A 24,021-nucleotide genomic window follows, 5' to 3' on the forward strand; every position below is an offset into this window, starting at 1 on the left:
CGGCAGACCTGTACGGGCTGGCTGACGCCCCTTTATTTGAACCCTTTTATCTCGAATAGTTACAGCCGGCTTACGTACTGCAGCGGACCGAGGAGACGCTATTCTTCCCTGAAGCGCCGTTATGGCTGACCTGGCGGACACCAGAGACCTTATTGGGGCATTAACCCCTTGCAATCGGGCAGACAAGGAGGGGATAAGGTCATTTGGGTCCGCTCATCCGCAATATACGTGTTTTTGGAGCAAATAAGGTCATCCGGGTCCGCTTTCGGGCGAAGAGGGACGCCTGCCTGCGTACCCCTCAGAAAGGACGGTTGCGCTCCAAGCCCATGAAGCCGTATCCAAGACAAGAAGAGAAATCCCCCGGGCGGGAAGCCCGGGGGATTTCTCGTATCAGCCGCAGAGAACTAGGGAAGGACTTCGGCGTGGGTAGAAGCGACGCGAGCGGCTACGCTCCCCGACATGGCGCCGCTTCCGCAGGTCAGATTGACATAGTAGGTATCGGCAGGATAGGCATATTCAGACCAGATATTATAGGATTGTCCCTTGGGAATCGTGCCTGACCAAGAGGATGGCCCCGTAGGACTTCCTTTGGTGATCGTCACTTTGTAATCATACACAGAGGTGTTATTAATCCTGGCTCTCCATTCCGGCATAGCGGAGGTTCCATTAAACGCATAGCTCATCTGCTGGCCGGACAGGGCTTGAGGACGGTTGTCTGCACGTGGAGTGGAAGGAAGGCTGCCGGAACCCGGAGCCGCAGAGGCCGATAAGGGAAGAGAACCGTTCGGATCGGCGGAAGTGGAACCGGCGACGGTTAAGACGGCGAGCAGTACCGCTGCTCTTCTATACGGCTTCATCGGATTCGCCTCCCTGCGGGATAGAATTATGGATAACCTTGTAGCGATTATACCGCAGCCGATGGTAATTTCAACTATTTACTGGGAGGGGGAGTCTGAATCTGTACAAAAAAACCCGCCTCCCGCATCCAATCGGATGCGGAGGCGGGCATGCGGCCCAAGCCGGGGGCGGCCTAGCGGAGGAAGATCGAGAGCAGCGCGGGAGCCACGCCGAGCGTGAACAGCGCCGTCAGAATCATGGAAATACTGGAGATGGTACCGGTCAGCGAGCTCAGCTCAAAAGCCTTGGACGTGCCGGTCCCGTGCGCCGCGGTCCCCAGCGATACCCCGCGCGCCACTTCGTTGTCAATGCGGAAAAGGCGAAGAACCGACGGTCCCATCAGCGTTCCGAGAACGCCGGTCAGAATAACGAAGACCGCTGTTATGCTCGGAACGCCGCCGATGGACTGCGAGATGCTCATAGCGATCGGGGTAGTGACCGACCGGGGAACGAGGCTGGTCGCCAGGTCGCTGCTGAGATGCAGCCATTTGGCGAGCAGGACGGAGGAGATCACCGCCGTTACCGAACCCGACAGCACGCCGGCCGCAATTTCGGCCGCATGCTTCTTGAGTACCTTGAAGTTCTTATGCAAGGGAATCGCAAAAGCAACGGTAGCCGGTTGAAGCAGATCCGTCAGCCATTGCCCGCCCGCATTGTAGCTGTCATAGGACACGCCTGTCATCAGCAGAAAGGCGATGATGAGAAGCGGAGTCACAATCAGGGGGGAGAGATACATCTTCTTCTTGGCGCCGTAGATCCGCTTGGCGAGCAGATAGACGGCTACGGTAAGCGCCATAAGCAGCAGGCCCAGAATCATAAGGTTCGACGCTCCTTTGCTTTGTAGATGAGACCCGTCAGAAGACCCGAGCAGGCCATGACGACAAAGGTGCCTCCCAGCACAACCGCCAGCACCTGCAGACCGTCGCTCTCCAGCAGCGCGCTGTAATTCATGACGCCGATGGCGGATGGAATAAAGAACAGCAGCAGTTCGGCCAGCAGCCAGGAAGCGCCGAGCTCAACCCAGTTCAGCCGGACCACGCCAAGCTCCAGAAGCGCAAAGAGAAGAGCCATGCCGACGATGCTTCCCGGTATCGGAAGATGCAGCCAGCCGGAGAAATGATTCATGAGCAGGGAGAAGAGGGTCAGGCCGAAGACCTGCAGCATGCCCTTCGCAATTTTCTTCATCTTGAAATCCCGCTCCTTTCATTTATATTGAAATTTTACATCCGTTTCTTACATAGGTAAAATGAATATAACGAATGATTGATATTCGTCGTGTCTATATAGGAGGTTCTATGGAAATTCGTCAGCTTCAATACTTCGTGGAAGCGGCCCGGCTCGGGAGCTTCTCCAGAGCGGCCGAGTCATTGTATATTACACAGCCGACCATCAGCAAGATGATCCGTCACATTGAAGACGAGCTGGGAACGGACCTGTTCCACCGGGAAGGCAAAAGCATCCGGCTGACCGACGCCGGCGAAATTCTGCTGCCGAAGGCGCAGAATATCGTCGAGTCGTTCCAGAGTCTCTCCTCCGAGCTGGACGATCTGCGCCAGCTCAAGCAGGGCCACATCCGGATCGGGCTGCCGCCGATGGTCGGAGCCCATTTTTTTCCCGAGGTCATCGGGCTGTTCCACCGCAAGTATCCGCAGGTGTCGATCCGGCTGCATGAAGACGGCGCGCGCAAGGTGGAGAATGATGTGGAGACGGGGCTGCTGGACATCGGAGTCGTGGTGCTGCCGGTCAGCGAGGAGCGGTTCCATGTCTTCTCCTTTATTGAAGAAAGTCTGGAGCTGCTGGTCCCGGCGGGCCACAAGCTTGCAGGAAGGGAAGGCGTGCGTCTGGCGGAGCTGGCGGAGGAAGAGTTCATTCTGTTCCGGGAGGATTTTGCGCTGCATGATCTCATTATTACCGAATGCGTGCGTGCCGGGTTCCAGCCCAAGGTGGTCTACGAGAGCTCGCAGTGGGATCTGATCGCCCGCATGGTGGCGGCCGGTCTCGGGATTGCGCTGCTTCCGGAGACAATCGCCCGCGACCTCGACCGGAGCCGGATCGCGGTCATCCGGCTAACGGAGCCGGTTATTCCCTGGCAGCTTGGCATGATCTGGCGGCGGGGACGGCAGCTCTCCTTCGCGGCCAGAGAGTGGGTGGCCTTCACGCGCACGCTGCTGGAGGAACGCTACCGATAAGACGCCAAAGCCGTTTAGAACGTCATATTTTTCTTTTTTTGCAAATTTTGTTTTTTAGTATCATCGGTTATGATAGGATGAAAGGCCATGTAAAAGAGGTGATTCCATGCTTCCAGAGAGAGACGACGAGCTGAATCTGAAGATTGAGAGCTTGAGGGGCGAGCTGCTGGAGGTGGCGCGCTCCCGCAGCCTGAGCGACCGCGCGGTGGTTGAGCTTAGTGAGCGGCTGGACCGCTATATTGTAATGGCCCAGACGCGTATGATGGAAGGATTGCGCAACCGGAAGACCCAGACCCGCATCAATTGAAATCCATTCTGCTTGTCCCGCAGGGCAAGCTTCATAGCGCTCAACCCGCAGCCGTTCCCCATGGGAACGGCTATTTCGGTGTATTTCGATGAGCCATTTTCGCGGGAACAGCGACGTCTGCCCGGGAGAAACGGCCGCTGGAGGGCCGCAAAATTTTCAAAAAGGATAACGCTTTCATTATTTGACATGACTTTGGGCCGAAAATATAATTAGGTAGCCTAATAAATTCATTGTATAAATATTTAGTAACCTAATTAGATGGCCGAAGGAAAGGGGAGGTCTTGTCATTGGGATAGATGAGAAGCGGGAGCAGACGAACCATAAATTAATTGAAGCCTTTCGGACGATGAACCGGTTCCACTGGCAGAAGATGTCCGACGGCCACAAGCCGAGCGAGGCGAAGCTGATGGTCTGCCTTGCGCAGCACGCCGAATTGGCCGAGACCGGGCTGAAGGTATCCGAGGTCAGCCGGCTGCTCGGGCTCACGCCGCCGACCGTTACCCAACTTGTTAACGGCCTGGAGGAGAAACTTATGGTCATGCGCCAGGCAGACCCTGCCGACCGCCGGATTGTCCGGATCAACTTGACCGAGCAGGGACGGAAGACGGCCTGCCGAATCGGCAGGCGGCGGATGGAGCATTTGAACCGGCTCGTCGAGTATCTGGGGGAGGAAGACAGCAACAGGCTGGCCGAGCTGCTGCTGAAGATGCATGAATTCGTCAGTACCAATGACTTCAGTCCGGAGTCGATTTCCAGGGACGGAGATGAGAACCATGGTTAAACTGTTCAAACATTTGAAGCCGTACCGGCTTTCGGTCGCGGCTATCCTGACTTTTGTATTCCTGCAATCCCTCGGCGATTTATACCTGCCGACGCTGATGTCCGATATCGTCAACAAGGGCATTGTCCGGGATAACCGGGATTATATCTGGCGGGTCGGCGGCTTCATGCTGCTGGTAGCCGGCATCGGGGCCGTCTGCTCGATTGCAGCGAGCTTCCTGTCGGCGAAGGTGGCGGCCGGCTTCGGCCGGGACACCCGCTCCCGCATGTTCAATCATGTGGAGAATTTCACACTGCATGAGTTCGACAAGCTGGGCACCGCGTCCCTTATTACGCGGACAACCAACGATATTACACAGGTGCAGACCGTGCTGACCATGATCCTGCGGATGATGATCGGAGCGCCGATGATGATGATCGGCGGGATCATCATGGCGGTGTATGAGGATGCGATGCTCTCGCTGATCTTCGTGGTGGTGGTTCCGCTGCTTGTGGGCGCCATCGCCTTCGTCGGCTCGAAGGGACTGCCGCTGTTCAAGGCGATCCAGATCAAGCTGGATAAGCTGAACCTGGTGCTGCGGGAGCATCTGACCGGTATGCGGGTCATCCGCTCCTTCAACCGTTCGCGCCACGAGAACGAGCGTTTCAGCGCCGCGAACGGCGACCTGACGGCAACGGCCATCCGGGTCAACAAGATTATGGCGCTTCTGATGCCGATGATGATGTTCATTATGAACTTCTCGATGCTGGCCATTCTGTACATCGGCAGCCAGCGCATTGATGCGGGCAACCTCAACGTGGGGTCGCTGATGGCTTTCATCCAGTACGCCATGCAGATTATGTTCTCGCTCATTATGGTCTCCATGATGTTCGTTCTGATTCCTCGCGCTTCCGCCTCCGCCCAGCGGATCAATGAGGTGATGGAGATGCAGCCGGAGATTGAAGACCCGGCGTCTCCGGCCGGAGAGCGGGCCGGCCGGCTTAGCGGGTACGTGGAATTCGAGAACGTCACGTTCTCGTATCCGGGAGCCGAGCAGCCTGCCTTGTCGGATATCAGCTTCTCGGCGGCTCCCGGCGAAGTTACCGCCATCATCGGCGGCACGGGCTCGGGCAAGTCGACGCTGCTGAGCCTGATCCCGCGGTTCTATGACGCCGTCGAAGGAAGAGTGAAAGTGAACGGCGTCGATGTCCGCGAGATGACCCAGGAGGAGCTCCGCCTGAAGATCGGATATGTGCCGCAGAAAGCCGTGCTGTTCAGCGGCACGGTCAGCGAGAACATCCGGTACGGCAAGGAGGATGCGACCGACGAGGAGATCCGCCATGCGGCGGAGATCGCCCAGGCGCTCGATTTTGTCTCGGCGATGAAGGACGGGTTCGACTCGGAGATCGCCCAGGGCGGCGGCAATATCTCCGGGGGCCAGAAGCAGCGGCTCTCCATTGCCCGTGCGCTGGTCCGCAAGCCGGAAATCTATCTGTTCGACGACAGCTTCTCCGCGCTCGACTTCAAGACGGACGCCAAGCTGCGGGCGGCGCTCAAGGACGAGACGACCGAAGCCACCGTGCTGATTGTCGCCCAGCGCGTCAGCACCGTTATGGACGCCGACCGCATTATCGTCCTGGATGAAGGACGGATTGCCGGTATGGGCACCCACCGGGAACTGCTGGAGAACAGCGATGTGTACCGGGAAATTGTATCTTCGCAGTTGTCAGAGGAGGAGATCGCATGAGTGAGCATAAATCGGGTTCCCGTCCTTCGGGCATGCGCCCTCACGGGCCCGGGGGACCGCATGGTGGCATGCGGATGCCGGCCCAGAAGGCCAAGGATTTCAAGGGCACGCTTCGCCGCCTGCTCCGTTATCTGCGTCCGAAGCGGATGCAGCTCCTGCTGGTTCTGTTATTTGCGGTACTGAGCACCGTGTTCAGTATTTTCAGCCCGAAGATTATGGGCAAAGCGACGACCAAGCTGTATGAAGGCTTCATGGGCATTTATCATAAAGTGCCGGGAGCCGGAGTGGATTTTGGCTACATCAATGATATTCTGCTGCTTCTGGGCGCGTTGTATCTCTTGAGTTCGCTGTTCACCTATGTGCAGCAGTATGTGATGGCCGGCGTCGCCCAACGGGTCGTCTATGATATGCGCGAGCAGATCAACGCCAAGCTGGAGCGTCTGCCGCTGAAGTATTTTGATTCCCGGACCCACGGGGAGATCCTGAGCCGGGCCACCAACGATGTCGATAATATCAGCACAACTTTGCAGCAGAGCATGACCCAGCTGATTACGTCTGTCGTCACCCTGATCGGCGTCATTATCATGATGCTGACCATCAGTCCATGGCTGACCCTGATTACGATTGTGACGCTGCCGCTCAGTCTGATTGTGATTATGCTGATTACGAAGCGTTCGCAGGGCTACTTCATGAACCAGCAGAAATCCCTCGGCGAATTGAACGGTCATGTCGAGGAGATGTACACCGGCCACCGGATCGTCAAGGCGTTCGGCCGGGAGCCCCAGTCGCTGCGCGAATTTGACAGCATCAATGAGGATCTGTACAGCTCCGGCTGGCGGGCCCAGTTCATCTCCGGCATTATCATGCCGCTCATGAACTTCATCGGCAATCTGGGCTATATGCTGGTCTGCGTCGTCGGCGGGATCTTTGTCACGAAGAAAATGATTGATGTCGGCGATATCCAGGCCTTCATCCAGTATTCGCGCCAGTTCACCATGCCGATTACACAGGTGGCGAACATTGCGAATATCATCCAGTCGACGATCGCCTCCGCGGAGCGCGTATTCGAGCTGCTGGATGAAGAGGAAGAAGTGCCGGAAGCTCCGCAGACCAAGCGTTCGCTTACGCCTGCGGGCGAAGAGGGCGCGGTGGAATTCCGCCATGTGCAGTTCGGCTACAAGCCGGGCGAACTGCTGATCGAGGATATGAACATCGACGTCAAGCCCGGACAGACGATTGCCATCGTCGGCCCGACCGGCGCAGGGAAGACGACGCTCATCAATCTGCTGATGCGCTTCTACGAAATCAGCGGCGGGCAGATTCTGATCGACGGCGTCGATATTACAGCTATGACCCGCGCCGATCTCCGTTCAAGATTCGGCATGGTGCTTCAGGACACCTGGCTGTTCAACGGAACGATCCGCGACAATATCGCCTACGGGCGGGAGGGCGCATCCGAAGCCGATGTGGTGCGGGCCGCCAAGGCCGCCCATGCCGACCACTTCATCCGTACTCTCCCCCAAGGCTATGACACGGTGCTGAACGAGGAAGCGTCCAATATCTCGCAGGGCCAGAAGCAGCTGCTGACCATCGCCCGGGCCATTCTGGCCGATCCGTCGATTCTGATTCTGGATGAGGCGACGAGCAGTGTGGATACCCGGACGGAGGTGCAGATCCAGAAGGCGATGAACGCGCTCATGCAGGGACGGACCAGCTTCGTCATCGCCCACCGGCTGTCCACCATTCGCGACGCCGATCTGATTCTCGTCATGAACAAGGGAACGGTCATCGAGAAGGGGACGCATACCGAGCTGCTGGAGCAGGGAGGCTTCTATGCCGACCTGTACAACAGCCAGTTCTCCGAAGACGCGGAGCCCGAAGCGGGCTGAGTCTGGCCCTAAGGGCGGACCGGCGAAGCACAGGTTCAGGCAAGAGATCTTCAACCGGCAGTCCGCAGAGCGGATGGCCGGTTTTTTTTGCGTGCCGCGTTTGCTTCATCGCGCCAAACTTTATATGATAGAGTAGCAACTGTGACCCGCGGGTCATTAAGTTCAGAATGAATAAGCAATCCAACGTATAGAGAGGATGAGCTCATTGTCGGGATATGGTAAATGGATAGCGGGACCCCGCTCGAAATGGGTGACGCTGCTCGTCTGGGTAGCGCTGGTCGCGGTGCTTAACATGGTCTGGCCTTCGGTTAATTCCCAGGTCAAGAACAATGCGTCCAATCTGCCGGAGAATTCGCCTTCGGTCGTGGCCGACCGGATCATCGAGAAGGAATTCCCCGGAGGCAACGGCGTGCCCGCGCTGCTCGTCTGGCACCGCGACGGCAGTCTGAACGACAAGGATTATGCCGCCATTGCCGCGGTCTATGCCAAGCTGGCCAAGGAACCGCTGGCGCACCAGCAATTCGTGCCGCCGCTCGGCCAGGTGCCGCCGCAGGCGCTGGCGGGCTCGGCCTCCAAGGACGGCAGTACGCTGGTCACGCCGGTGCTGTTCGACCGGACGGCGGACAGCGACCAGCTCGGAGAGAGCGTCAAGAAGCTGAAGGCGCTGATCCGGCAGGAGACGGGGGGCGACCCGTCGGCCGCCTCCGCAAGCGGCAGCGAGCTCTCGCTGCGCGTTACGGGACCGGTAGGCATCTCGATTGATGCGACCGGCTTGTTCAAGGATGCGGACGTCTCGCTGCTGATCGCGACCGTTCTTCTCGTCCTGGTGCTGCTGCTGCTGATCTACCGCTCGCCGATTCTGGCGCTCATTCCGCTGATCGCCGTCGGCTTCGCTTACGGCGTTACCGGTCCGCTGGTCGGACTGATGGCGAAGGAGGGATGGATCACTGTCGATTCCCAGGCCGTCTCAATTATGACGGTGCTGCTGTTCGGCGCAGGAACCGACTACTGTCTGTTCCTGATCGCCCGCTTCCGTCAACTGCTGAAGGAAGAGCGCGGCGTCCTGAAGGCGCTGCTGGGAGCCATCAGCGGCTCCGCAGGCGCCATCGCCATGAGCGGGTTCACCGTCGTCGTCGCGCTGCTGACGCTGCTGCTGGCGGAATACGGCTCGTACCACCGCTTCGCGGCGCCGTTCGCGCTTGCCATCTTCGTGATGGGGCTTGCCAGCCTGACGCTGGTGCCCGCGCTGCTGGCGATCTTCGGCCGCGTCTCGTTCTTCCCCTTCATTCCGCGTACGCCGGAGATGGAGGAAGAACGCGCCAAGGAGAAAGGCAAGCCGGTCCCTGTACGCAAGGAGCGCCGGACCAAGGGGGCCGTGGGCCGCCTCGTCGTCTCGCGGCCGAAGACGATTGTTGCCGTAACGCTGGTGCTGCTCGGCATATTGGCCGCCTTCTCCTCGGGCATTTCGTATACGTTCGATCTGCTGTCCTCTTTCCCGAAAGATATGGAGTCCCGGCAGGGCTTCACGCAGATCGGCGACAAGTTCTCGCCGGGCGAGCTGGCGCCGGCCAGCGTTCTGGTCGATACGGCCGGAACCGGGGCCAAGGCGGAAGACCTGAAGACGCTGCTCGCGGGCCTGTCCTATGTGGCTGAGGTGTCGGACGCGCAGAAGGGCGCCGTTCACCCGGAGATCCTGTCTTATGACGTGCAGTTCCGGGAGAACCCGTATTCGCGCGAAGCGATGCGCCACATTCCCGAGCTTCGGGAATCGGTGGAGCAGGCGCTTCGGGACGCCGGAGCCGCAGAGCCGGAGAACAAGGTGCATATCGCCGGACAGACGGCAACGCAGGTCGATAACCGGGATGTGCAGAACCGGGACAGCGATCTGATTATTCCGGTCGTCATCGGCCTGATCGCGCTGCTGCTTCTGGTGTACCTGCGCTCGGTTACGGCAACGCTGTACCTAGTGGGGACGGTCATTCTGTCCTTCTTCGCCGCTCTCGGACTCGGCTGGCTGATTCTGCATCATCTGATGGGGGCGGATGCCATTCAGGGCTCCATTCCGCTGTACGCGTTCGTCTTCCTGGTCGCGCTTGGAGAAGATTACAACATCTTCATGGTCTCGGGCATCTGGAAGAAGCGCAAGACGATGCCGCTGCGCCGGGCCATCGCCGAGGGCGTCAGCGAGACGGGCTCGGTCATTACCTCCGCCGGTCTGATTCTGGCCGGCACCTTCGCCGTCCTGGCGACGCTGCCGATTCAGGTGCTCGTACAATTCGGGCTCGTCACTGCTCTGGGCGTTCTGCTCGACACGTTCATCGTACGGCCGTTCCTGGTTCCGGCGCTGACCGTGCTGCTGGGCCGCTGGGCCTTCTGGCCGGGCAGACATATGGAAGTGAAGGAAGAGAAGCCTGCGCCGGTCCGCTGAGCGCAGCCGGATTCGTCCTGCCGGGCCGAAGGCAGGAGCTTAACGGGAGAATCGCATGTCCCCGGTCTCCGGGCGACATGCGATTTTTTACAAAGTTCACAGGAGTATCCTAACTCCTTATGGTATGATAATTCTCAAAAGAAAAAACCAACGGATGGGAGGGCTCTTGTGAGAGAGCTGATCGAACAAATCGAGGAGGAACGGGCGGAAATGGGCAAGCTTGCGCTGCAGTATGGGCTCAAGGATTTGCGCGTGCTCGAGAAATCGCAGGAACTGGACGAGCTGTTGAACCGCCATCTCGGGCTGGGACCCGGCGCCCCGCAGCACCGGCAGGGGAACGGCGGCTTCCAGCGCCTCTGCAGAAGATAACCGACAGACCCATATAGAGCTGCCCCAAGCAACAGCGCGGCCGCCAGGCTTCCCTTTCGGGAAGCGGGCGGCCGCGCTGTGCGTTATATGGGGAAGTGCGCCCCGGTGCGCCTTCTTAAGGCTCCACCTGCTTCAGCGGCTGGGTAGCCGGTCCTTCCAGGACTTCGCCGGTATACGAGAAGCGGGACCCGTGGCACGGGCAGTCCCACGAGCGCTCGGCGGCGTTCCATTCGCATTCGCAGCCCATATGGGTACAGGTGCGGTCTACCAGATGAAGCCCGCCTTCCGGGTCCTTGTAAGCGCCGACCCGTTTGCCGTCGTGGCGGACAACGGCGCCTTCGCCGGGCTCCAGCTCATCGACCTTCGCGTGGGCGAATCCGATTTTGCCGGCGACCAGCTCCTTGGCTACGTTGGCGTTCTCCTTAATCAGGTTCTTGATTCCGGGATTGGCCTTGATCCGCGACGGATCGTACAGCTCCGCGTATGGGCTCTTCTCCCCCAGAATCTGCTGGGCGATCATTCGGGCGGCAAGCGTGCCGTTCGTCATTCCCCATTTGGCGAAGCCGGTTGCGACGTAGATGTTGGCGTCGTCGTCCATTTTGCCGATATAAGGCACTTTGTCTACCGTGACCAGGTCCTGGGCCGACCAGCGGTACGGAACGGAACGGATGCCGAGCGTCGAACCGGCGAACAACTCCAGGTTCTCATAATGCCCGATGGTGCAGATGCCCTGGCCGGTCTTGTGGTTGTCGCCGCCGACAATGACGAGCTTCTTGCCTTCCCACTCCACCGCGCGGAAGGAGCGCGTCGGCTCACCGGCCCCGAGGTACATGCCGCCGACATAGTCCGTCTCCGGCTCTATCGCAAGCGCATAGGAGCGCTCGGCGTGAAGGCGCGCGAAATACAGGGAACCGCCGTCATAGAAGGGGAAATGGCTCGCCGAAATTGCGTGCCGGCAAATAATCCGGTGATCCCCCTTCTCGGTGAAAAGGATCAGATCGTCCCCCTTCTCTACCTTCTCTCCGATCATCGTATGTTCGTAGACCTTGCCGCCCTTGTCCAGAAAGGCCTGAAGCAGCGCCTTCAAATACTGGAGCGGATGGAAGCGGGCTTGGTCGGGGAGAACGATAGCGCCGCCGGCCAGCAGGGGCAGGTCGATCGAATCTCTCCATTCGCCGGGAAGGCCGAGCTTGCGGTAAGCCTCGAACTCCTTCTCCAGCTTCTTGAGCGTCTTGTCGTCTCCCTGATCGGCGTAGAGCCAGGCCGACTCCCGAACCAAGCCGCATTCCGCGCCGAGACGTTCGGCGGTGTCGATGATCCATTTCATGGCTTCGGTATTGGAATCGTAATACTGACGAGCCTTCTCCTCGCCGAAATGGGAGATCAGCTCCTCATAGATCAGACCGTGCTGGGCTGTGATCTTGGCGGTCGTGAATCCGGTGGTTCCGCTGAACAGCTCGCTGCCTTCCAGCAGGGTGACCTTCAGGCCGGCTTCCGCAAGCAGATAGGCTGCCGTGATGCCGGTGATGCCGCCGCCGACAATGGCGACCTCGGTCCGGTGATCCTCTGTCAGCCGGGGAAAGGCAGGAATCTCCGTCGTCTCTCTCCAGATTGAAGACGGGTACTGCGGCAGGCTTTCGGGCCAGTAATCCGTAGGGTTCATCGTTCATCCTCCTCGCTTCTTCCTTTCATTTATTACCACCCGCCTGCAAAAAGAAACCTGGATTCTTGGCGGCGGCATGAGCGCTTCGGCGCATGAAACGGGCTGCTTCGCGCCAATCTAAGAAGAGACTGGAAAGGGAGGGAGCTTCTGATGACCGAATCGGCGCAGCCGTCCGATCTGAATGTGCCTGAACTCTTGCAAGCCTTGGCCGGCTTCGCCGACCTGGAGCAGCAGACCCTTCATCATAAAGAGAGCCGGGCGTTTATCCTGTATATCCGCAGTCTCTGCGATCCCGCGTTCGTCTCGGGCCGGTTGGTCGCTCCCTTCTATGAGCTTGGCGGGGGAGAAGCTTACGCCAAATATTTGGAGGGCTGTCCCGGCCGTCAGGAGGCCGCCAATACCCAGGAGGCGCTTGCGCTGCTGCTTCGGGGTTATTTACTAATCCAGACAGAGGAGGGGCGCGTCACGCTGGTGGACGCGCTCAAAGCTCAGGTTAGCCCTGTCGAAGAGACCTCGGACGAGAGCATCGTTCAGGGACCGTCGGACAGCCTGACCGAAGCGCTGGAGGTCAATCTGAATCTCATCCGCCGCCGCTACCAATCGGCCCACCTCAAGCTGGAGACCGTCATTCTCGGGAGTCTGTCGCAGACCAAGACGGCGATCCTGTACGATGAGAGCCGGGTGGACCAGACAGTGCTCGCCGAACTGAAGCGGAGGCTGGACGGAATCAAGGAAGGCAAGGTGGAAGTGCTGCAGGCGGCAGGGGAACTGGAACGGCTGCTGAGCGAAGACCCGCTGCGGATCTTCCCGCTTCTAGTGGTATCGGAGCGTCCCGACCGGCTGGTGCTGGGCTTGTCGGAAGGCAAGATTGTCATTCTGCTCGATACGACCGGCTACGGTATTCTTCTGCCCTCGACGAGCAATGATTTCCTGACCGCCATGGACGACAAATACCAGATGCCCGTGGTGGGGCTCTTCCTGCGCCTGCTCCGCTATATCGGCGTAGCGATTACCTTATGGCTTCCTGCGCTCTATGTGGCGTTCACCTCCTACAATCCCGAGATCGTCCGTATCCAGATCGCGCTTCTGATTGCCGGAAGCCGCGCAACCGTCCCGTATCCGGCCTTTGTGGAGGTGCTGCTGATGCTGCTCATGATGGAGTTTCTTGTAGAAGCGAGCTTGCGGCTTCCCAAGGCGATCGGGCCGGCGGCCACAACCGTCGGCGGTCTGATTCTCGGACAGGCGGCCACGGCGGCGGGACTGGTCGGCAATATCATGATTATTCTGGTCTCGGCCGTCGCCATTTCGAATTTCATGATTCCGCTCAATATGATGAGCTTCACCGTCCGGGTCCTGAAATATTTCTTCCTGGCGTTGTGCGCAATGTTCGGCATGGTAGGCCTGGTCATGGGACTGGTTGGCATGGTGATGTACATGAGCCATCTCCGCAGCTTTGGCAAGCCGTATATGCGGCTGTATCTGATCCGGAATATCCGGCGGACGTTCAAGCGCGCAAGAGGAGGATGAACTGTGGTCAAGACCCGATATTTCTACTCGCTGTTTCTGCTGAACTGCCTGATGAACGTCATTATTTTTGTGCCGCGAACGCTGGTCAATGCCCGCTTCCAGGGGGCCTTGATGTCGATTGTGGCAGCTTCAGTTATTGCTCCGCTCTTTGTGTATGCTTTTGCCCGGCTGCTCCGCCGGTTCCCCCGCCAGGGGCTGCCCGAGATTCTGGCGGGGGCGCTGCCCCGGCCGCTGGCGGGGGCGCTGGTGTTCGCCTTCTCGCTGCTCTGGCTGCTGGCGGGAATGGTAACCCTGCTGTCTTTTGTCGATATAACGCAGCGGTTCATCAGCCCGGATACCGGAACGTATATGGTAATGGCCGGCTTCCTGGTACTGGTCTGCCTCTGCTGCCGCCTAGACCCGCTGTCCATTCTGTACGGGCTGGAGACGCTGCTGGTTCTGACCCTGCCGATCATTCTCTATTCGCTCTTCAAAGCGCTCTCCAACCCTTATTTTGAATGGGATGCCGTCTTGCAGATGCTGACCTATGCCTGGCATGCGCCGGATCTCCGCTGCCTGTCGGCAACGACCTATCTGTTCAGCGGATATGTGAATCTGGTGATCTTCAACCGGGTGTTCAAATCGTTCAAACCGCGCCATTTCTGGATGTTCGGCGTATTCGGACTGGTATGTCTGCTGTTCACCTACCTGATCCCGTTCGGATTCTTCGGGACGGAGGCGGTTGGACATCAGGTGTATACCTGGTTCTCGACGGCCGACAGCATCCGGATCAGTTCGTTCCTGATCGAGCGCATGGTGTTTATCTTCTACTTCGCCTATCTGACGCTGTCGCTGACCAGCTGTATTGTGCATTGGCATGTGGCTCTGTCGATGATGACCAGCCTGCTTCCCAAACGCCTGATCTTCCGGCCGAAGCGGCGGGTCTGGGCCGAGGCGGCCATTCTAACCCTGTTCTCGGCGCTGGGACTGTATTTGATGCGGCTTAACCAATACGAGGTCGGCCGGCTCGGCCTCTGGTTTCTTGAATGCCGCTGGTACGGGGAGATGGCACTGCTGGCGCTATTGTTCTATTGTTTCCGGAGGGCCGGGAGGGCTTCGTCATGAAGAAGACATGGCGGAGGAAGGCGGCGCTGGCCGGAATTCTGCTGCTGCTGCCGCTGCTGTCCGGGTGCATCAGCAACTACAAGGATATTGACCGCCGGATGTTCGTGACGGCCATCGGGATTGATCCCGGCTCCGGCGGCAAGAAATTCCGGGTAAGCCTGAAGCTGGCGCTGCCGCAGGGAGACCCTACAAAAGCCCAGGAGAGAGTGGCGGTCCTCTCGCAGGAAGCCGACAGCTTGTCGGAGACGCTGCGTCTGTTGAAATCCCGGGTGGAGAAGGAGCTGGATTATGCGCACTGCAAAGCGCTGATTATCGGCGAGGAACAGGCCAGGAAGGATATCCTTCATATTATGGACTGGGTGGTCCGGAGGCGGGATATGCAGCTGATCCTCAATGTGGCCGTCGGCAGCCCCACTGCGGAGCAGGTGTTGAAGCTGAAGCCCTCAACCGAACAGATTCCGTCTAACTCGCTGATCCTGTCGCTGAGCCGGCAGGGAACGGAGTCGCCCTTTATCACAAGCGTCTTCTCTTACCGCTTGTACCGCAATCTGTTCGAGCCCGGCCTGGACCCTGTGCTGACCATTATTGAAGCCCGTGGCAAAACAGGCTTTATCATGGACCGGATGGCCCTGTTCGACAAACACCGCAGCCGGCTAACGCTGAACCCGGACGAGGCCCGGCTCTTCAACCTGCTGGAGCGCAAGAATGTGCAGACTAATCTGCCGGCCCGCTATGACGGCAAGCTGTATGAATACTATATCGAGACGTCGAAGGCCAGTTATCGCCTGTCTACCGGGGATGTCGGCCGGCCGCGGCTCACCTATAAGGTATCCATTGCCGGCATTCTGGAGGAGAGCAGCGGCGAAGAGACGATGACGCAGCATCTGCTGGAACGGCTTGCCCGCGAGAGCGAGGAGAAGCTGGAGAAGCAGTTCGAAGAATTGCTGCGCAAATTCAGAGACAGCGAATCGGACCCGCTCGGCTGGGGACTCCACTATGGAGCCCGCCGGTTCGACAACAGGAACGAGATGAAGGATTGGAAGGAAAGGCTTCCCGATCTGGAGATCAAGGTCAAGGTCAAGGTCCAGATCAAATATTCGGGAATGATCCGTTAGACGGCGGAGGCTTCTTCTGGAGCATCAGCGCTCCATGTGGGCTGCCTGAGCGGCGACGACCCGGTTGCGTCCGGAGTTCTTGGCTTCATACAGCGCCTGATCCGCATACTGAAACAGCAGTTCGCCGCTTGCTTCTTCCACCACCTGCGGGTAGGAAGCGGCGCCGATGGAGATGGTAACCGGGATTTTCTGGCCGGACGGCAGGGTGAAGCGCTCATCGGCCACCGCCGAGCGGATGCGTTCGCCGGCACGGCGGGCCATCGCGAGCGAGCAATCCGGAAGCAGGACGGCGAACTCCTCCCCGCCGTTGCGGGAGACGTAGTCGTAGGAACGGGAATGGCTGCGCAGCCGGTGGGCCAGCTGCTTCAGGACGGCATCTCCGGCCGGGTGGCCGTACGTATCATTAATCGCTTTGAAGTGGTCAATGTCCAGCACCAGCAGCGACAGCGGCTCGCTTCTTCGCTCCGACCGGTCGAGCTCCAGATCCAGATAGCGGTGGAACTGCTGAAGGTTGTGCAGTCCGGTCAGATAATCGGTTGTGGCCGAAATCTGGAGCTGGGAATAGAGCTCGTTGGAGCGCTGGATGTATTCCGCAATATAATAGATGACGAGTCCGGCGCCCAAGACGGCGATGAGCTGAACGGGGTAGATCGTCATGGCGGCATTCCAGCCGCCCAGATTGTTGACCAGCGTTGCGAGAATGATAATGAGATTAAGCAGATTGGACACGGTCATTTTGCGAAGCCGATCCCAGGGCAGGCGGGAGATCAGGCAGCAGCCCAGGCCGCTCACCAGCAGGCTGACCGCTGCGGATACCGATTCATAGTTAAGCTGATAGAACAGAACACGGCTGACCGCCAGCAGGACCGAGCAGATCAAGGAAGGCAGCCAGCCGGCGTAGGTGGCCGCAAGCACGATAGTTAAATGGCGCAGATTGGCATAAGTGTGATGCCCCACGGGAAACGAATAGCTCATCAGCACAATCCCGAAGATGCCGAACAGAAGCCCGGCATTGACGGAACCGAGCAGGCTGAAAGCGTGTCCGGCGGGGACATAGCGTTTGGACAGCATGCCTGCAATAAAAACGAACGTGGCCAAAATGCAGAAATTGGCGAACAGACTGCTGGCCAGGGGCGTAATCAACATGGCATTCAGATGCTCCTTGTATGTAGAGTAGAGGCTTCGAAGACAAAGAACGGATCGGCCTCTAATCAGTGTAACGGAAAAAGCAGCCCGGAACGAAGAAAAATATCGAAAAAGAGCGAAAATTGCGGAAGAAGACCGTCATATTCTTCATTAAATAGATACGATATAGGTATAGAGTAACGCCCGGTTGACCAATGCCGGGAAACGATTTATACTTGATCTAAAAATAAGAGTAGGGTGATTCGATGTGCGAAATCTGAATCTGACTTCCCAACGCCAGGCCGTTTACGATATCGTTCGTTCGTCTCCCGACCATCCCACCGCTGCCGAGGTCATGAACCGGCTGGTGGAGAAGGGCCATAATTTGGCATACGGGACGGTATATAACTCGCTTCGTTATTTAACCGACAAGCAGCTGATCCGGGAATTGAAGCTCGGAGAAGCCTCAAGCCGATACGATGCGCGTACGGATGAACATCAGCATATTATGTGCGAAGTATGCGGCGCGGTGGATGAGGTGCTGCTTCCCGTTCCGGAGGAATGGATGGATGAGGTAGCCCAGGCAACGGGCTATTCGGTGGATCATGCCCATGTTGTATTTGAAGGGGTCTGCCCGGCTTGCCGGGGACAGGTAAGCGGCTGACGGCCGGCTGGCTCCGGCCGCTGTGATGCACAGCAACATAACGCAAGAAGCCGAGACACGTTCCCGGCTTCTTTTTATTTTGAAGAAAGTCAGTAGAATTTTGAAGGAAATTGAATAAATAAACGGGATTCCCAAGTCGATATAGTACCTATTCCTGCCTAGAAAGAGAGTGAATCTGGTATGAAATCGAGAAGGTCCTGGAATCTTACGATACGCAGCAAAATGATTGCCACCTATCTGCTGGTCCTGCTGGCGCCGAGTCTGGTCATTGGCTGGACGACTTATCATTCCGCCAGCTCCGAGATCGAGAACGAGCTGGCGGGCAGCGCCCGCGAGAGCGTGGCGGCCGTTAATGAAATTATCGCGTCGAACATCGAGGCGAAGCTTAACGATATTGCCTATTTCGCTTTGCAGATCAGTTCGGATGCGGTAAATGCCGAGGTGGAGAGCGGCAAGACCGGGGCGCTTAAGGCGAAGCTGGACCAGTATGAAGCCCTTCACCCCGATGCGCTGAATCTCTACGTGGCGACGAGCCGGGCGAAGCTAATCCAGTCATCGGAGACGGCCCTGCCGGCAGGCTATGATCCGCGCAAAGAAAGCTTCTATGTGGATGCGCTGAAGCACGGTCAGGGGGCTGTCATTTCGCCCGCCTTCCGGACTCCGTCCGGCGAGACGGCTGTCGCGGTATCCTCGGTTCTGAAGGACGGGCGCGGCGTCGTATCCATCGACCTGAACCTCAAGCAGATTAAGGAGCTGACCAATCTGAAGGTCGGCCGGGAAGGCTATGTCGTGCTGATTGACAACAGCAAGAAGTTTCTGGTTCATCCTACCGAAACGGCAGGCCGGGAATCCTCCGACGCATACGTCAGACGAATGTTCGAGGGAAGCTCCGGCAGCTTCACTTATGATTACAAAGGAAGCCGCCAGATGATGCTCTACCAGGAGAATGAACAGACCGGGTGGAGAGTCGGCGGCACCATCTCCATGTCGGAGATCAAGGAGGCCACAGGAGGAATTCGCGATACGGCGATCGCGGTCGTCGCCGTCTCTGTCGTCATTGCGCTGGGGCTGATCTTCCTGAATATCCGGTCGATCACCCGCCCGTTGGAACGGCTTCGGGCAGCGACCGAGAACATCAGCCGGGGCGACCTGTCCAAGCCGGTCGGCGCCTTCCGCAGAGATGAGATCGGCACGCTGGCCGCCCACTTTCAGACCATGGTCGACAATCTCCGCGGGATGATTGTCGGCGTTCAGGACATGACGGACAATGTGTCGTCGTCCGCCGAGGAATTGAACGCCGGAGCGGAACAGACCACGCAGGCGATTGAGCATGTGACCATTGCGATTCAGGAAGTTGCGGCGGCAACGGAGCGGCAGGTGCGGAGCGTCCGGGAAGGAACGGAGAGCGTAGCGGCTACTGCGGGAGAAGCCGTACGGATTACCGGCTACATGAATGCGGTGTCCGAAGCGATGGACAGAGCCTTGAATTCCGCTTCCGACGGCAAAGAATCGGTTCTGAGCGTAGTCGAGAAGATGGACGGGATTCAGGAGACGGTCGGCGAGCTTGGCGAGGTCATTGACCGGCTGAATGAACGGGCCGGTCATATCGGCGGCATCGTAGGGGTCATCGCGGGGATTGCGCGGCAGACCAACCTGCTTGCGCTGAACGCGTCGATCGAAGCGGCGCGGGCGGGCGAGCAGGGCCGGGGCTTCGCGGTTGTGGCGAACGAAGTCCGCAAGCTGGCCGAGGAATCGGAGCGGTCGGCGCAGCGGATCGCCGAGGAGATCGGGTCGATCTCGGAGGATATGAGGCAGGCGGGCGGAACCATGAACCATGCCCGCAGCAAGATGTCCGAAGGCATTGCCGCGGTCGATACGAGCGGACGGTCCTTCTCGCGCATCCGCCGGGCCGTCAAGGAAGCCGCTGAATCCATCGAAGCGATGGAACAGGCGGTTCGCCGGCTGAATACGGAGAAGGACAGCATGGAGCAGTCGATCGGCGATATCCGCCACATCTCGACCGAGGTTGCGGAGAATACCGAGACCATCTCGGCGGCCGCGCAGCAGCAGCTCGCTTCCGTCGAGGAGATCGCTTCTTCCGCCGCCGATCTCAGCAGATTGGCCGAACAGCTTCAAGGACTGGTCGGACGCTTCCGGCTCGGGGCATCCGGCGGGCAGAACCCGGATGAATAAGGCTGCCGGAGCGGGGACCGGGCTTTTCACGGACCGTGCCCAGCGGGTATACTGAATCTATTCGGAAAGATTCAGGCAATAGGCATTGCCGCCAGAGCGGCCGTCTTCCGGGAGAAGGCGGCCGCTTCGGTATGAATTCCGGGATAACGGGAGAGGCCGGCCGCTGCGGCCGGGCGGGAAGGAAGGGTGCGGCAATGGGTGAACGATTAAAGGGGATACGGGTTGCGCTGGCGGGACCCCGCCGGTCGGAAGAGATGGCGAAGCTCGTGACCGGCATGGGCGGGACGGCGCTTCTGCGTCCGGCTCAGGGAACGGTATTTCTGGATGACGAAATCCTGCGCCGGGAACTGGGAGACTGGCTGGAGAGCCCGCCGGACTGGGTGATCCTGACCACCGGAATGGGGCTTGACGCGCTGTTCCGGGTGGCGGAGGAAATGGGCCGGGCCGACGAGCTTCAGCGAATGCTCGCCGGCGCGAAGATTGCGGCGCGCGGATACAAGACAGTGGCTGCGCTGAAGAAGCGGAATCTGACGCCGCTTGTGCGCGACGACGACGGCAGCACCCAGGGCCTGATCCGCGGTCTGTCGGAGCACAGGCTGGAGGGCGTCCGCGCCGCCTTGCAGCTTCACGGCGATCCGGCTCCAAGGCTCGTCGGCTGGCTGGAGGAGGCGGGCGCGTCCGTGCGGGTGCTGCTGCCTTACCGGCACACCCCGCCGGAGAGCGGCGATCTGGAGCTGCTGCTGGACGAGATCGTAAGCGGCCAGGTGGACGCCGTAGCTTTTACAAGCGCGCCCCAGGCCCGCTTCCTGACAGAGTATGCCGCCGCTCGCGGCCGGCTGGACGATATGCTCGCGGCCTTCGAGACCCGCGTCATTGCGCTGGCTGTCGGGCGGATTACCGCCGACGGATTGCGCGAAGCCGGGGTCGGACGGATTGTGGTGCCCGAGCAGGAGCGCATGGGCAGCATGATGGTCGAGCTCAGCCGGTATCTGGCGGAGCGATAAGGGCCGCCGATGCCTGCGGCGCGGCCGCGTGGACATCGCGGGGTATTTTACTTACAATAAGGGCAGTGTCAGACAGGAAGGGCAGTATCAGATAGGGCGCATTGGGCATTCTTGGACAAGGCGGCCTAAGGAGGACTTACGCATGGATAAGAGAAAATGCCTGCTGCTGGGGGAATATACGCATCCGCACTTCCACCCGCTGCAGGGAATCGACAAAGAGATCACGCACATTCTGGGCGATATGATGACGGTGCAATGCTCGGAGAACCGCAAGCTGCTGCTTGAAGAGCATCTTGCAGGCTATGACCTGTGCATCGCATACAATGAACTGTGGAGCGAGCACGTCTCGCCGCAGCAGACGGCGGGGCTGCTGAACTATGTCAGCGGAGGCGGGGGCCTGATCGTGCTTCATACCGGCATTTCGCTGGCGTCCCGCTATGAGCTGGCCCAGCTGTTCGGAGCCCGGTTCACCGGACACCCGCCCTACACCGAACTGAACTTCCGGCCGGGCGAGCATGTCATTACGGAAGGACTGGAGCCCTTCACGCTGGAGGAGGAGCCGTACCGGTTTGATTTTGACCCGTTCACGGAGAAGACGGTGCTGCTGGAGTACGAGCATGAAGGAGAATGGTGGCCGGCGGCCTGGAGCCACAGCTACGGCCAGGGCCGGGTGGTCTTCCTGATGCCGGGACACCATGAGCCTTCCTTCCATCATCCGGCTGTTCGGGAGCTGCTGCTCCGTTCCGCCAAATGGGCGGCGCGCATTCCTGCGCAGAGCTGACCGCAGCCGCAGCATGGTCGGGGAAGGCGCGGACCTCCTGGCATCCTTTAGAAATCCCTCCCGCTTTGGGCTATAATGGTACCGGGTGAACTCCATTCAATAACGGAATCCAAGGAGGAATTGTCATGAGCGATTTGTTTAAGAAAGCCATCTCTTTCGGAGTCGGATTGACCGTTGTGAGCAAGGAGAAAGTGGAGAAGGTCGTCGATGAGCTCGTCAAGCGGGGCGAAGTGGCTCCTTCGGAATCCAAGGCGCTGGTCGACCGGCTGGTCGAACGGGGCGAAGAGGAGCGCGGCTATTTCAAGAATGCCGTGCAGGAGCAGGTGCAGAAGGTGCTGAAAGAGCTGAAGGTGCCGACCCAGGACGAGGTTGCGGCACTGGAGGAACGGATTGCCGTGCTGGAACGCCGGCTGGCCGAGCTTGAGGGAATCTCCCGGCTGGAAGGCACGCAGCCGGATGCCCAGAGTGATTGATGGTTCGGATCAGACAGGCCGGACGCTACCGGGATATCGCCATGGCGCTGATGCGCCATGGCTTTGGCTATATGGTGGAGGAATTGGGTCTGTACCGGGTGCTGTCCCTGCCCCGGAAGCTTACCCGCCAGCAGGCGCATGAGAGCCGTACGCTCGGCGAACGCATCAGCGCTCTGCTGGAGGATCTCGGCCCGACCTTCGTCAAGCTGGGCCAGCTGGCGAGCACGCGCGCCGATCTGCTGCCCGAGTCGGTCATCCAGGAACTGGTGAAGCTGCAGGATCACGTGCCGCCTGTTCCGGCGGAGACGGCCCGGGCCATCCTGGAGAAGGAGCTGGAGCATCCGGTGGATGCGTTGTTCTCCTATCTGGAGGATGCGCCCCTCGCAGCGGCTTCCATCGGTCAGGTGCACCGCGGCGTCCTGCATTCGGGAGAACGGGTAGCGGTGAAGATCCAGCGCCCGGGCGTCATGCGGATGATGCGGCGGGACCTTGAGATTCTTCGCGATCTGACGGCGCTGGCCGAGCGGAAGCTGGATTGGGCCAGACAGTACGGTCTCTACCGGATGGCCGAAGAATTCTCCCGTTCGCTGCTGGCCGAGCTGGACTATATTCAGGAAGGACGGAACGCGGAGCGGATCGCCCAGCAGCTTCGCGACGATGAACGGGTTCATATTCCGTCGATTTACTGGGACTACTCGTCGGCCCGCGTGCTGACGATGGAATACGTGGAAGGCATTACGCTGAACCGGCCGGAGGAGCTGCTCGCCCAGAGCGGCGATCTGAAGGATATTGTGCAGCGGACAATCGAGATCATGCTTAAGCAGATCTTCATCGACGGCTTCTTCCATGCCGACCCGCATCCGGGCAATCTGCTGCTGCTTCCCGACGGGCGGCTGGCGCTGATTGACTTCGGAATGGTCGGGCGGATCAGCGAGGAGACGAAGGATCACTTGTCGGGCCTGGTCATCGCGCTGATGCGCCGCAATACCGACGCGCTGGTCCGGGCCATTCTTCGGCTCGGGGTCGTTCCGGAAGAGGTGGACCGGGCCGCGCTGTACGAGGACATGGATGCGCTTCGGGACGAATATTATGATGTTCCGTTCAGCCAGATCAGCATCGGCGCCGCGCTGAACGACCTGTTCGGCGTGGCCCGGCGGCACCGCCTGTCGATCCCGCCGGAGCTGACGCTGCTCGCCAAGACGCTGCTGACGCTGGAGGGGGTAGCCGAAGGGTTGGACCCGTCGTTCAGCATCATCCAGATGGCGGAGCCGTTCGGCCGGAAGCTGCTGCGCCAGCGGTTCAGCGGCCAGCGCATCCAGCGGAAGCTGATTAGCGGCGCCGCCGATCTGGCGGAGGGTCTGCTGGAGCTGCCGGGACAAGCCCGGCAGCTCTCGGAGACGATCGGCAAGGGCAAGCTGAAGGTGGAGATCGGGGTTCCGGGACTGGATCATCTCCCGCGCAAGCTGGACCGGGTCGGCAACCGGCTGTCATTCAGCATCGTGCTGCTGGCGTTCAGCATTATCATGGCGGCGCTGATCATCGGCTCCTCGCTGCGGGGAGAGCCGACGCTGCTGTGGGATTTCCCCATTGTGGAGATCGGTTCGGTCGTGGCGATGCTGATGTTCGTCTGGCTGCTGTACTCCATCTTCAAATCAGGAAGGTTCTAGGCCGGGAGCGGCATGCGCCGCAGAGCGGCCCATACATGCGGGAGCGGGGCAGACAGCGGGAAGGGACCCGGAGATAACCGGGACTCTTCCCGCGCTGCTTCTCCTCCCCGATCAATTTG

General features: G+C 59.4%; 21 protein-coding genes. 16 read left to right on the forward strand and 5 right to left on the reverse strand.

The window, feature by feature from the left end; genetic code table 11:
• Positions 1-404: 404 nt before the first annotated feature.
• From F4V43_RS01285 to F4V43_RS01295, 3 genes are all read right to left on the reverse strand, one after another.
• Positions 405-857 carry a hypothetical protein gene (locus tag F4V43_RS01285; protein WP_150456434.1) on the reverse strand — a complete coding sequence of 151 codons (453 nt, stop codon included), beginning with the start codon at positions 855-857 and terminating at the stop codon, positions 405-407.
• Positions 858-1,030: 173 nt separating this feature from the next.
• Positions 1,031-1,714: a CidB/LrgB family autolysis modulator gene (locus F4V43_RS01290; RefSeq protein ID WP_191089424.1), complete on the reverse strand. Its 684-nt coding sequence runs from the start codon at positions 1,712-1,714 to the stop codon at positions 1,031-1,033.
• Positions 1,711-2,082, reverse strand: a complete 372-nt coding sequence (locus F4V43_RS01295; protein ID WP_150456435.1) for a CidA/LrgA family holin-like protein — start codon at positions 2,080-2,082, stop codon at positions 1,711-1,713. The genes F4V43_RS01290 and F4V43_RS01295 overlap by 4 nt, the downstream gene beginning before the upstream one ends.
• 110 nt (positions 2,083-2,192) lie before the next feature.
• Here F4V43_RS01295 and cidR point away from each other — a divergent pair, with 110 nt between their 5' ends.
• The 7 genes from cidR to F4V43_RS01330 all read left to right on the forward strand — a co-directional run bounded on the left by cidR (position 2,193) and on the right by F4V43_RS01330 (position 10,586).
• Positions 2,193-3,086, forward strand: coding sequence for a cidABC operon transcriptional activator CidR (cidR, locus tag F4V43_RS01300; RefSeq protein ID WP_150456436.1), 894 nt, complete (start codon positions 2,193-2,195; stop codon positions 3,084-3,086).
• Positions 3,087-3,192: 106 nt separating this feature from the next.
• Positions 3,193-3,393 carry an aspartyl-phosphate phosphatase Spo0E family protein gene (locus tag F4V43_RS01305; RefSeq protein ID WP_150456437.1) on the forward strand — a complete coding sequence of 67 codons (201 nt, stop codon included), beginning with the start codon at positions 3,193-3,195 and terminating at the stop codon, positions 3,391-3,393.
• A 346-nt stretch (positions 3,394-3,739) separates the two neighbouring features.
• Positions 3,740-4,174: a MarR family winged helix-turn-helix transcriptional regulator gene (locus tag F4V43_RS01310; RefSeq protein WP_150456438.1), complete on the forward strand. Its 435-nt coding sequence runs from the start codon at positions 3,740-3,742 to the stop codon at positions 4,172-4,174.
• Positions 4,167-5,900 (forward strand): ABC transporter ATP-binding protein, encoded by a 1,734-nt coding sequence (locus tag F4V43_RS01315; protein ID WP_150456439.1) that lies wholly within the window; start codon positions 4,167-4,169, stop codon positions 5,898-5,900. The genes F4V43_RS01310 and F4V43_RS01315 overlap by 8 nt, the downstream gene beginning before the upstream one ends.
• Entirely contained in the window at positions 5,897-7,789 is a 1,893-nt protein-coding gene (locus F4V43_RS01320) for an ABC transporter ATP-binding protein (RefSeq protein WP_150456440.1), read from the forward strand. Before F4V43_RS01315 ends, F4V43_RS01320 begins: the two co-directional genes overlap by 4 nt.
• 196 nt (positions 7,790-7,985) lie before the next feature.
• Complete coding sequence (locus F4V43_RS01325) at positions 7,986-10,217, forward strand: MMPL family transporter (RefSeq protein ID WP_150456441.1); 2,232 nt, start codon at positions 7,986-7,988, stop codon at positions 10,215-10,217.
• Positions 10,218-10,385: 168 nt separating this feature from the next.
• Positions 10,386-10,586, forward strand: a complete 201-nt coding sequence (locus F4V43_RS01330; RefSeq protein WP_223879738.1) for an aspartyl-phosphate phosphatase Spo0E family protein — start codon at positions 10,386-10,388, stop codon at positions 10,584-10,586.
• A gap of 115 nt (positions 10,587-10,701) precedes the next feature.
• Here the strand turns inward: F4V43_RS01330 and F4V43_RS01335 are convergent, their stop codons facing one another.
• Positions 10,702-12,249, reverse strand: a complete 1,548-nt coding sequence (locus tag F4V43_RS01335) for an FAD-dependent oxidoreductase (RefSeq protein ID WP_150456442.1) — start codon at positions 12,247-12,249, stop codon at positions 10,702-10,704.
• Between the two features lie 150 nt (positions 12,250-12,399).
• Between F4V43_RS01335 and F4V43_RS01340 the strand changes: the two genes are divergently transcribed.
• From F4V43_RS01340 to F4V43_RS01350, 3 genes are read left to right on the forward strand one after another with little or no spacing between them, the layout of a single operon-like run.
• Positions 12,400-13,776 (forward strand): spore germination protein, encoded by a 1,377-nt coding sequence (locus F4V43_RS01340; protein ID WP_150456443.1) that lies wholly within the window; start codon positions 12,400-12,402, stop codon positions 13,774-13,776.
• 3 nt (positions 13,777-13,779) lie between these two features.
• Positions 13,780-14,880: a GerAB/ArcD/ProY family transporter gene (locus tag F4V43_RS01345; protein ID WP_150456444.1), complete on the forward strand. Its 1,101-nt coding sequence runs from the start codon at positions 13,780-13,782 to the stop codon at positions 14,878-14,880.
• Complete coding sequence (locus F4V43_RS01350) at positions 14,877-15,995, forward strand: Ger(x)C family spore germination protein (RefSeq protein WP_191089425.1); 1,119 nt, start codon at positions 14,877-14,879, stop codon at positions 15,993-15,995. The genes F4V43_RS01345 and F4V43_RS01350 overlap by 4 nt, the downstream gene beginning before the upstream one ends.
• Positions 15,996-16,019: 24 nt before the next feature.
• Here the strand turns inward: F4V43_RS01350 and F4V43_RS01355 are convergent, their stop codons facing one another.
• On the reverse strand, positions 16,020-17,141 hold the full coding sequence (locus F4V43_RS01355; protein WP_150456446.1) for a GGDEF domain-containing protein: 1,122 nt from the start codon (positions 17,139-17,141) through the stop codon (positions 16,020-16,022).
• 247 nt (positions 17,142-17,388) lie between these two features.
• Here F4V43_RS01355 and F4V43_RS01360 point away from each other — a divergent pair, with 247 nt between their 5' ends.
• From F4V43_RS01360 to F4V43_RS01385, 6 genes are all read left to right on the forward strand, one after another.
• A complete protein-coding gene (locus tag F4V43_RS01360) occupies positions 17,389-17,784 on the forward strand; it encodes a Fur family transcriptional regulator (protein WP_150456447.1) in 396 nt (131 codons plus the stop codon).
• A gap of 180 nt (positions 17,785-17,964) precedes the next feature.
• A complete protein-coding gene (locus F4V43_RS01365; RefSeq protein WP_150456448.1) occupies positions 17,965-19,977 on the forward strand; it encodes a methyl-accepting chemotaxis protein in 2,013 nt (670 codons plus the stop codon).
• A 194-nt stretch (positions 19,978-20,171) separates the two neighbouring features.
• Positions 20,172-20,981, forward strand: coding sequence for a uroporphyrinogen-III synthase (locus F4V43_RS01370; RefSeq protein WP_150456449.1), 810 nt, complete (start codon positions 20,172-20,174; stop codon positions 20,979-20,981).
• A gap of 142 nt (positions 20,982-21,123) precedes the next feature.
• Complete coding sequence (locus tag F4V43_RS01375; protein ID WP_150456450.1) at positions 21,124-21,762, forward strand: ThuA domain-containing protein; 639 nt, start codon at positions 21,124-21,126, stop codon at positions 21,760-21,762.
• Between the two features lie 125 nt (positions 21,763-21,887).
• Complete coding sequence (locus tag F4V43_RS01380; protein WP_150456451.1) at positions 21,888-22,235, forward strand: phasin family protein; 348 nt, start codon at positions 21,888-21,890, stop codon at positions 22,233-22,235.
• Positions 22,232-23,902, forward strand: coding sequence for an ABC1 kinase family protein (locus tag F4V43_RS01385; protein ID WP_150456452.1), 1,671 nt, complete (start codon positions 22,232-22,234; stop codon positions 23,900-23,902). The genes F4V43_RS01380 and F4V43_RS01385 overlap by 4 nt, the downstream gene beginning before the upstream one ends.
• Positions 23,903-24,021 lie beyond the last annotated feature (119 nt).

Origin of the sequence: Paenibacillus spiritus (assembly GCF_008710135.1) — a bacterium.
Classification (GTDB): Bacteria; Bacillota; Bacilli; order Paenibacillales; family Paenibacillaceae; genus Paenibacillus_AQ; species Paenibacillus_AQ glufosinatiresistens.

Bases quoted from the DNA above. Each gene is read 5' to 3' on its own strand.
- F4V43_RS01285 (WP_150456434.1), bottom strand. From the start codon at position 857: ATGAAGCCGTATAGAAGAGCAGCGGTACTGCTCGCCGTCTTAACCGTC.
- F4V43_RS01290 (WP_191089424.1), bottom strand. From the start codon at position 1,714: ATGATTCTGGGCCTGCTGCTTATGGCGCTTACCGTAGCCGTCTATCTG.
- F4V43_RS01295 (WP_150456435.1), bottom strand. From the start codon at position 2,082: ATGAAGAAAATTGCGAAGGGCATGCTGCAGGTCTTCGGCCTGACCCTC.
- cidR (WP_150456436.1), top strand. From the start codon at position 2,193: ATGGAAATTCGTCAGCTTCAATACTTCGTGGAAGCGGCCCGGCTCGGG.
- F4V43_RS01305 (WP_150456437.1), top strand. From the start codon at position 3,193: ATGCTTCCAGAGAGAGACGACGAGCTGAATCTGAAGATTGAGAGCTTG.
- F4V43_RS01310 (WP_150456438.1), top strand. From the start codon at position 3,740: ATGAACCGGTTCCACTGGCAGAAGATGTCCGACGGCCACAAGCCGAGC.
- F4V43_RS01315 (WP_150456439.1), top strand. From the start codon at position 4,167: ATGGTTAAACTGTTCAAACATTTGAAGCCGTACCGGCTTTCGGTCGCG.
- F4V43_RS01320 (WP_150456440.1), top strand. From the start codon at position 5,897: ATGAGTGAGCATAAATCGGGTTCCCGTCCTTCGGGCATGCGCCCTCAC.
- F4V43_RS01325 (WP_150456441.1), top strand. From the start codon at position 7,986: ATGAGCTCATTGTCGGGATATGGTAAATGGATAGCGGGACCCCGCTCG.
- F4V43_RS01335 (WP_150456442.1), bottom strand. From the start codon at position 12,249: ATGAACCCTACGGATTACTGGCCCGAAAGCCTGCCGCAGTACCCGTCT.
- F4V43_RS01340 (WP_150456443.1), top strand. From the start codon at position 12,400: ATGACCGAATCGGCGCAGCCGTCCGATCTGAATGTGCCTGAACTCTTG.
- F4V43_RS01350 (WP_191089425.1), top strand. From the start codon at position 14,877: ATGAAGAAGACATGGCGGAGGAAGGCGGCGCTGGCCGGAATTCTGCTG.
- F4V43_RS01355 (WP_150456446.1), bottom strand. From the start codon at position 17,141: ATGTTGATTACGCCCCTGGCCAGCAGTCTGTTCGCCAATTTCTGCATT.
- F4V43_RS01365 (WP_150456448.1), top strand. From the start codon at position 17,965: ATGAAATCGAGAAGGTCCTGGAATCTTACGATACGCAGCAAAATGATT.
- F4V43_RS01370 (WP_150456449.1), top strand. From the start codon at position 20,172: ATGGGTGAACGATTAAAGGGGATACGGGTTGCGCTGGCGGGACCCCGC.
- F4V43_RS01375 (WP_150456450.1), top strand. From the start codon at position 21,124: ATGGATAAGAGAAAATGCCTGCTGCTGGGGGAATATACGCATCCGCAC.
- F4V43_RS01380 (WP_150456451.1), top strand. From the start codon at position 21,888: ATGAGCGATTTGTTTAAGAAAGCCATCTCTTTCGGAGTCGGATTGACC.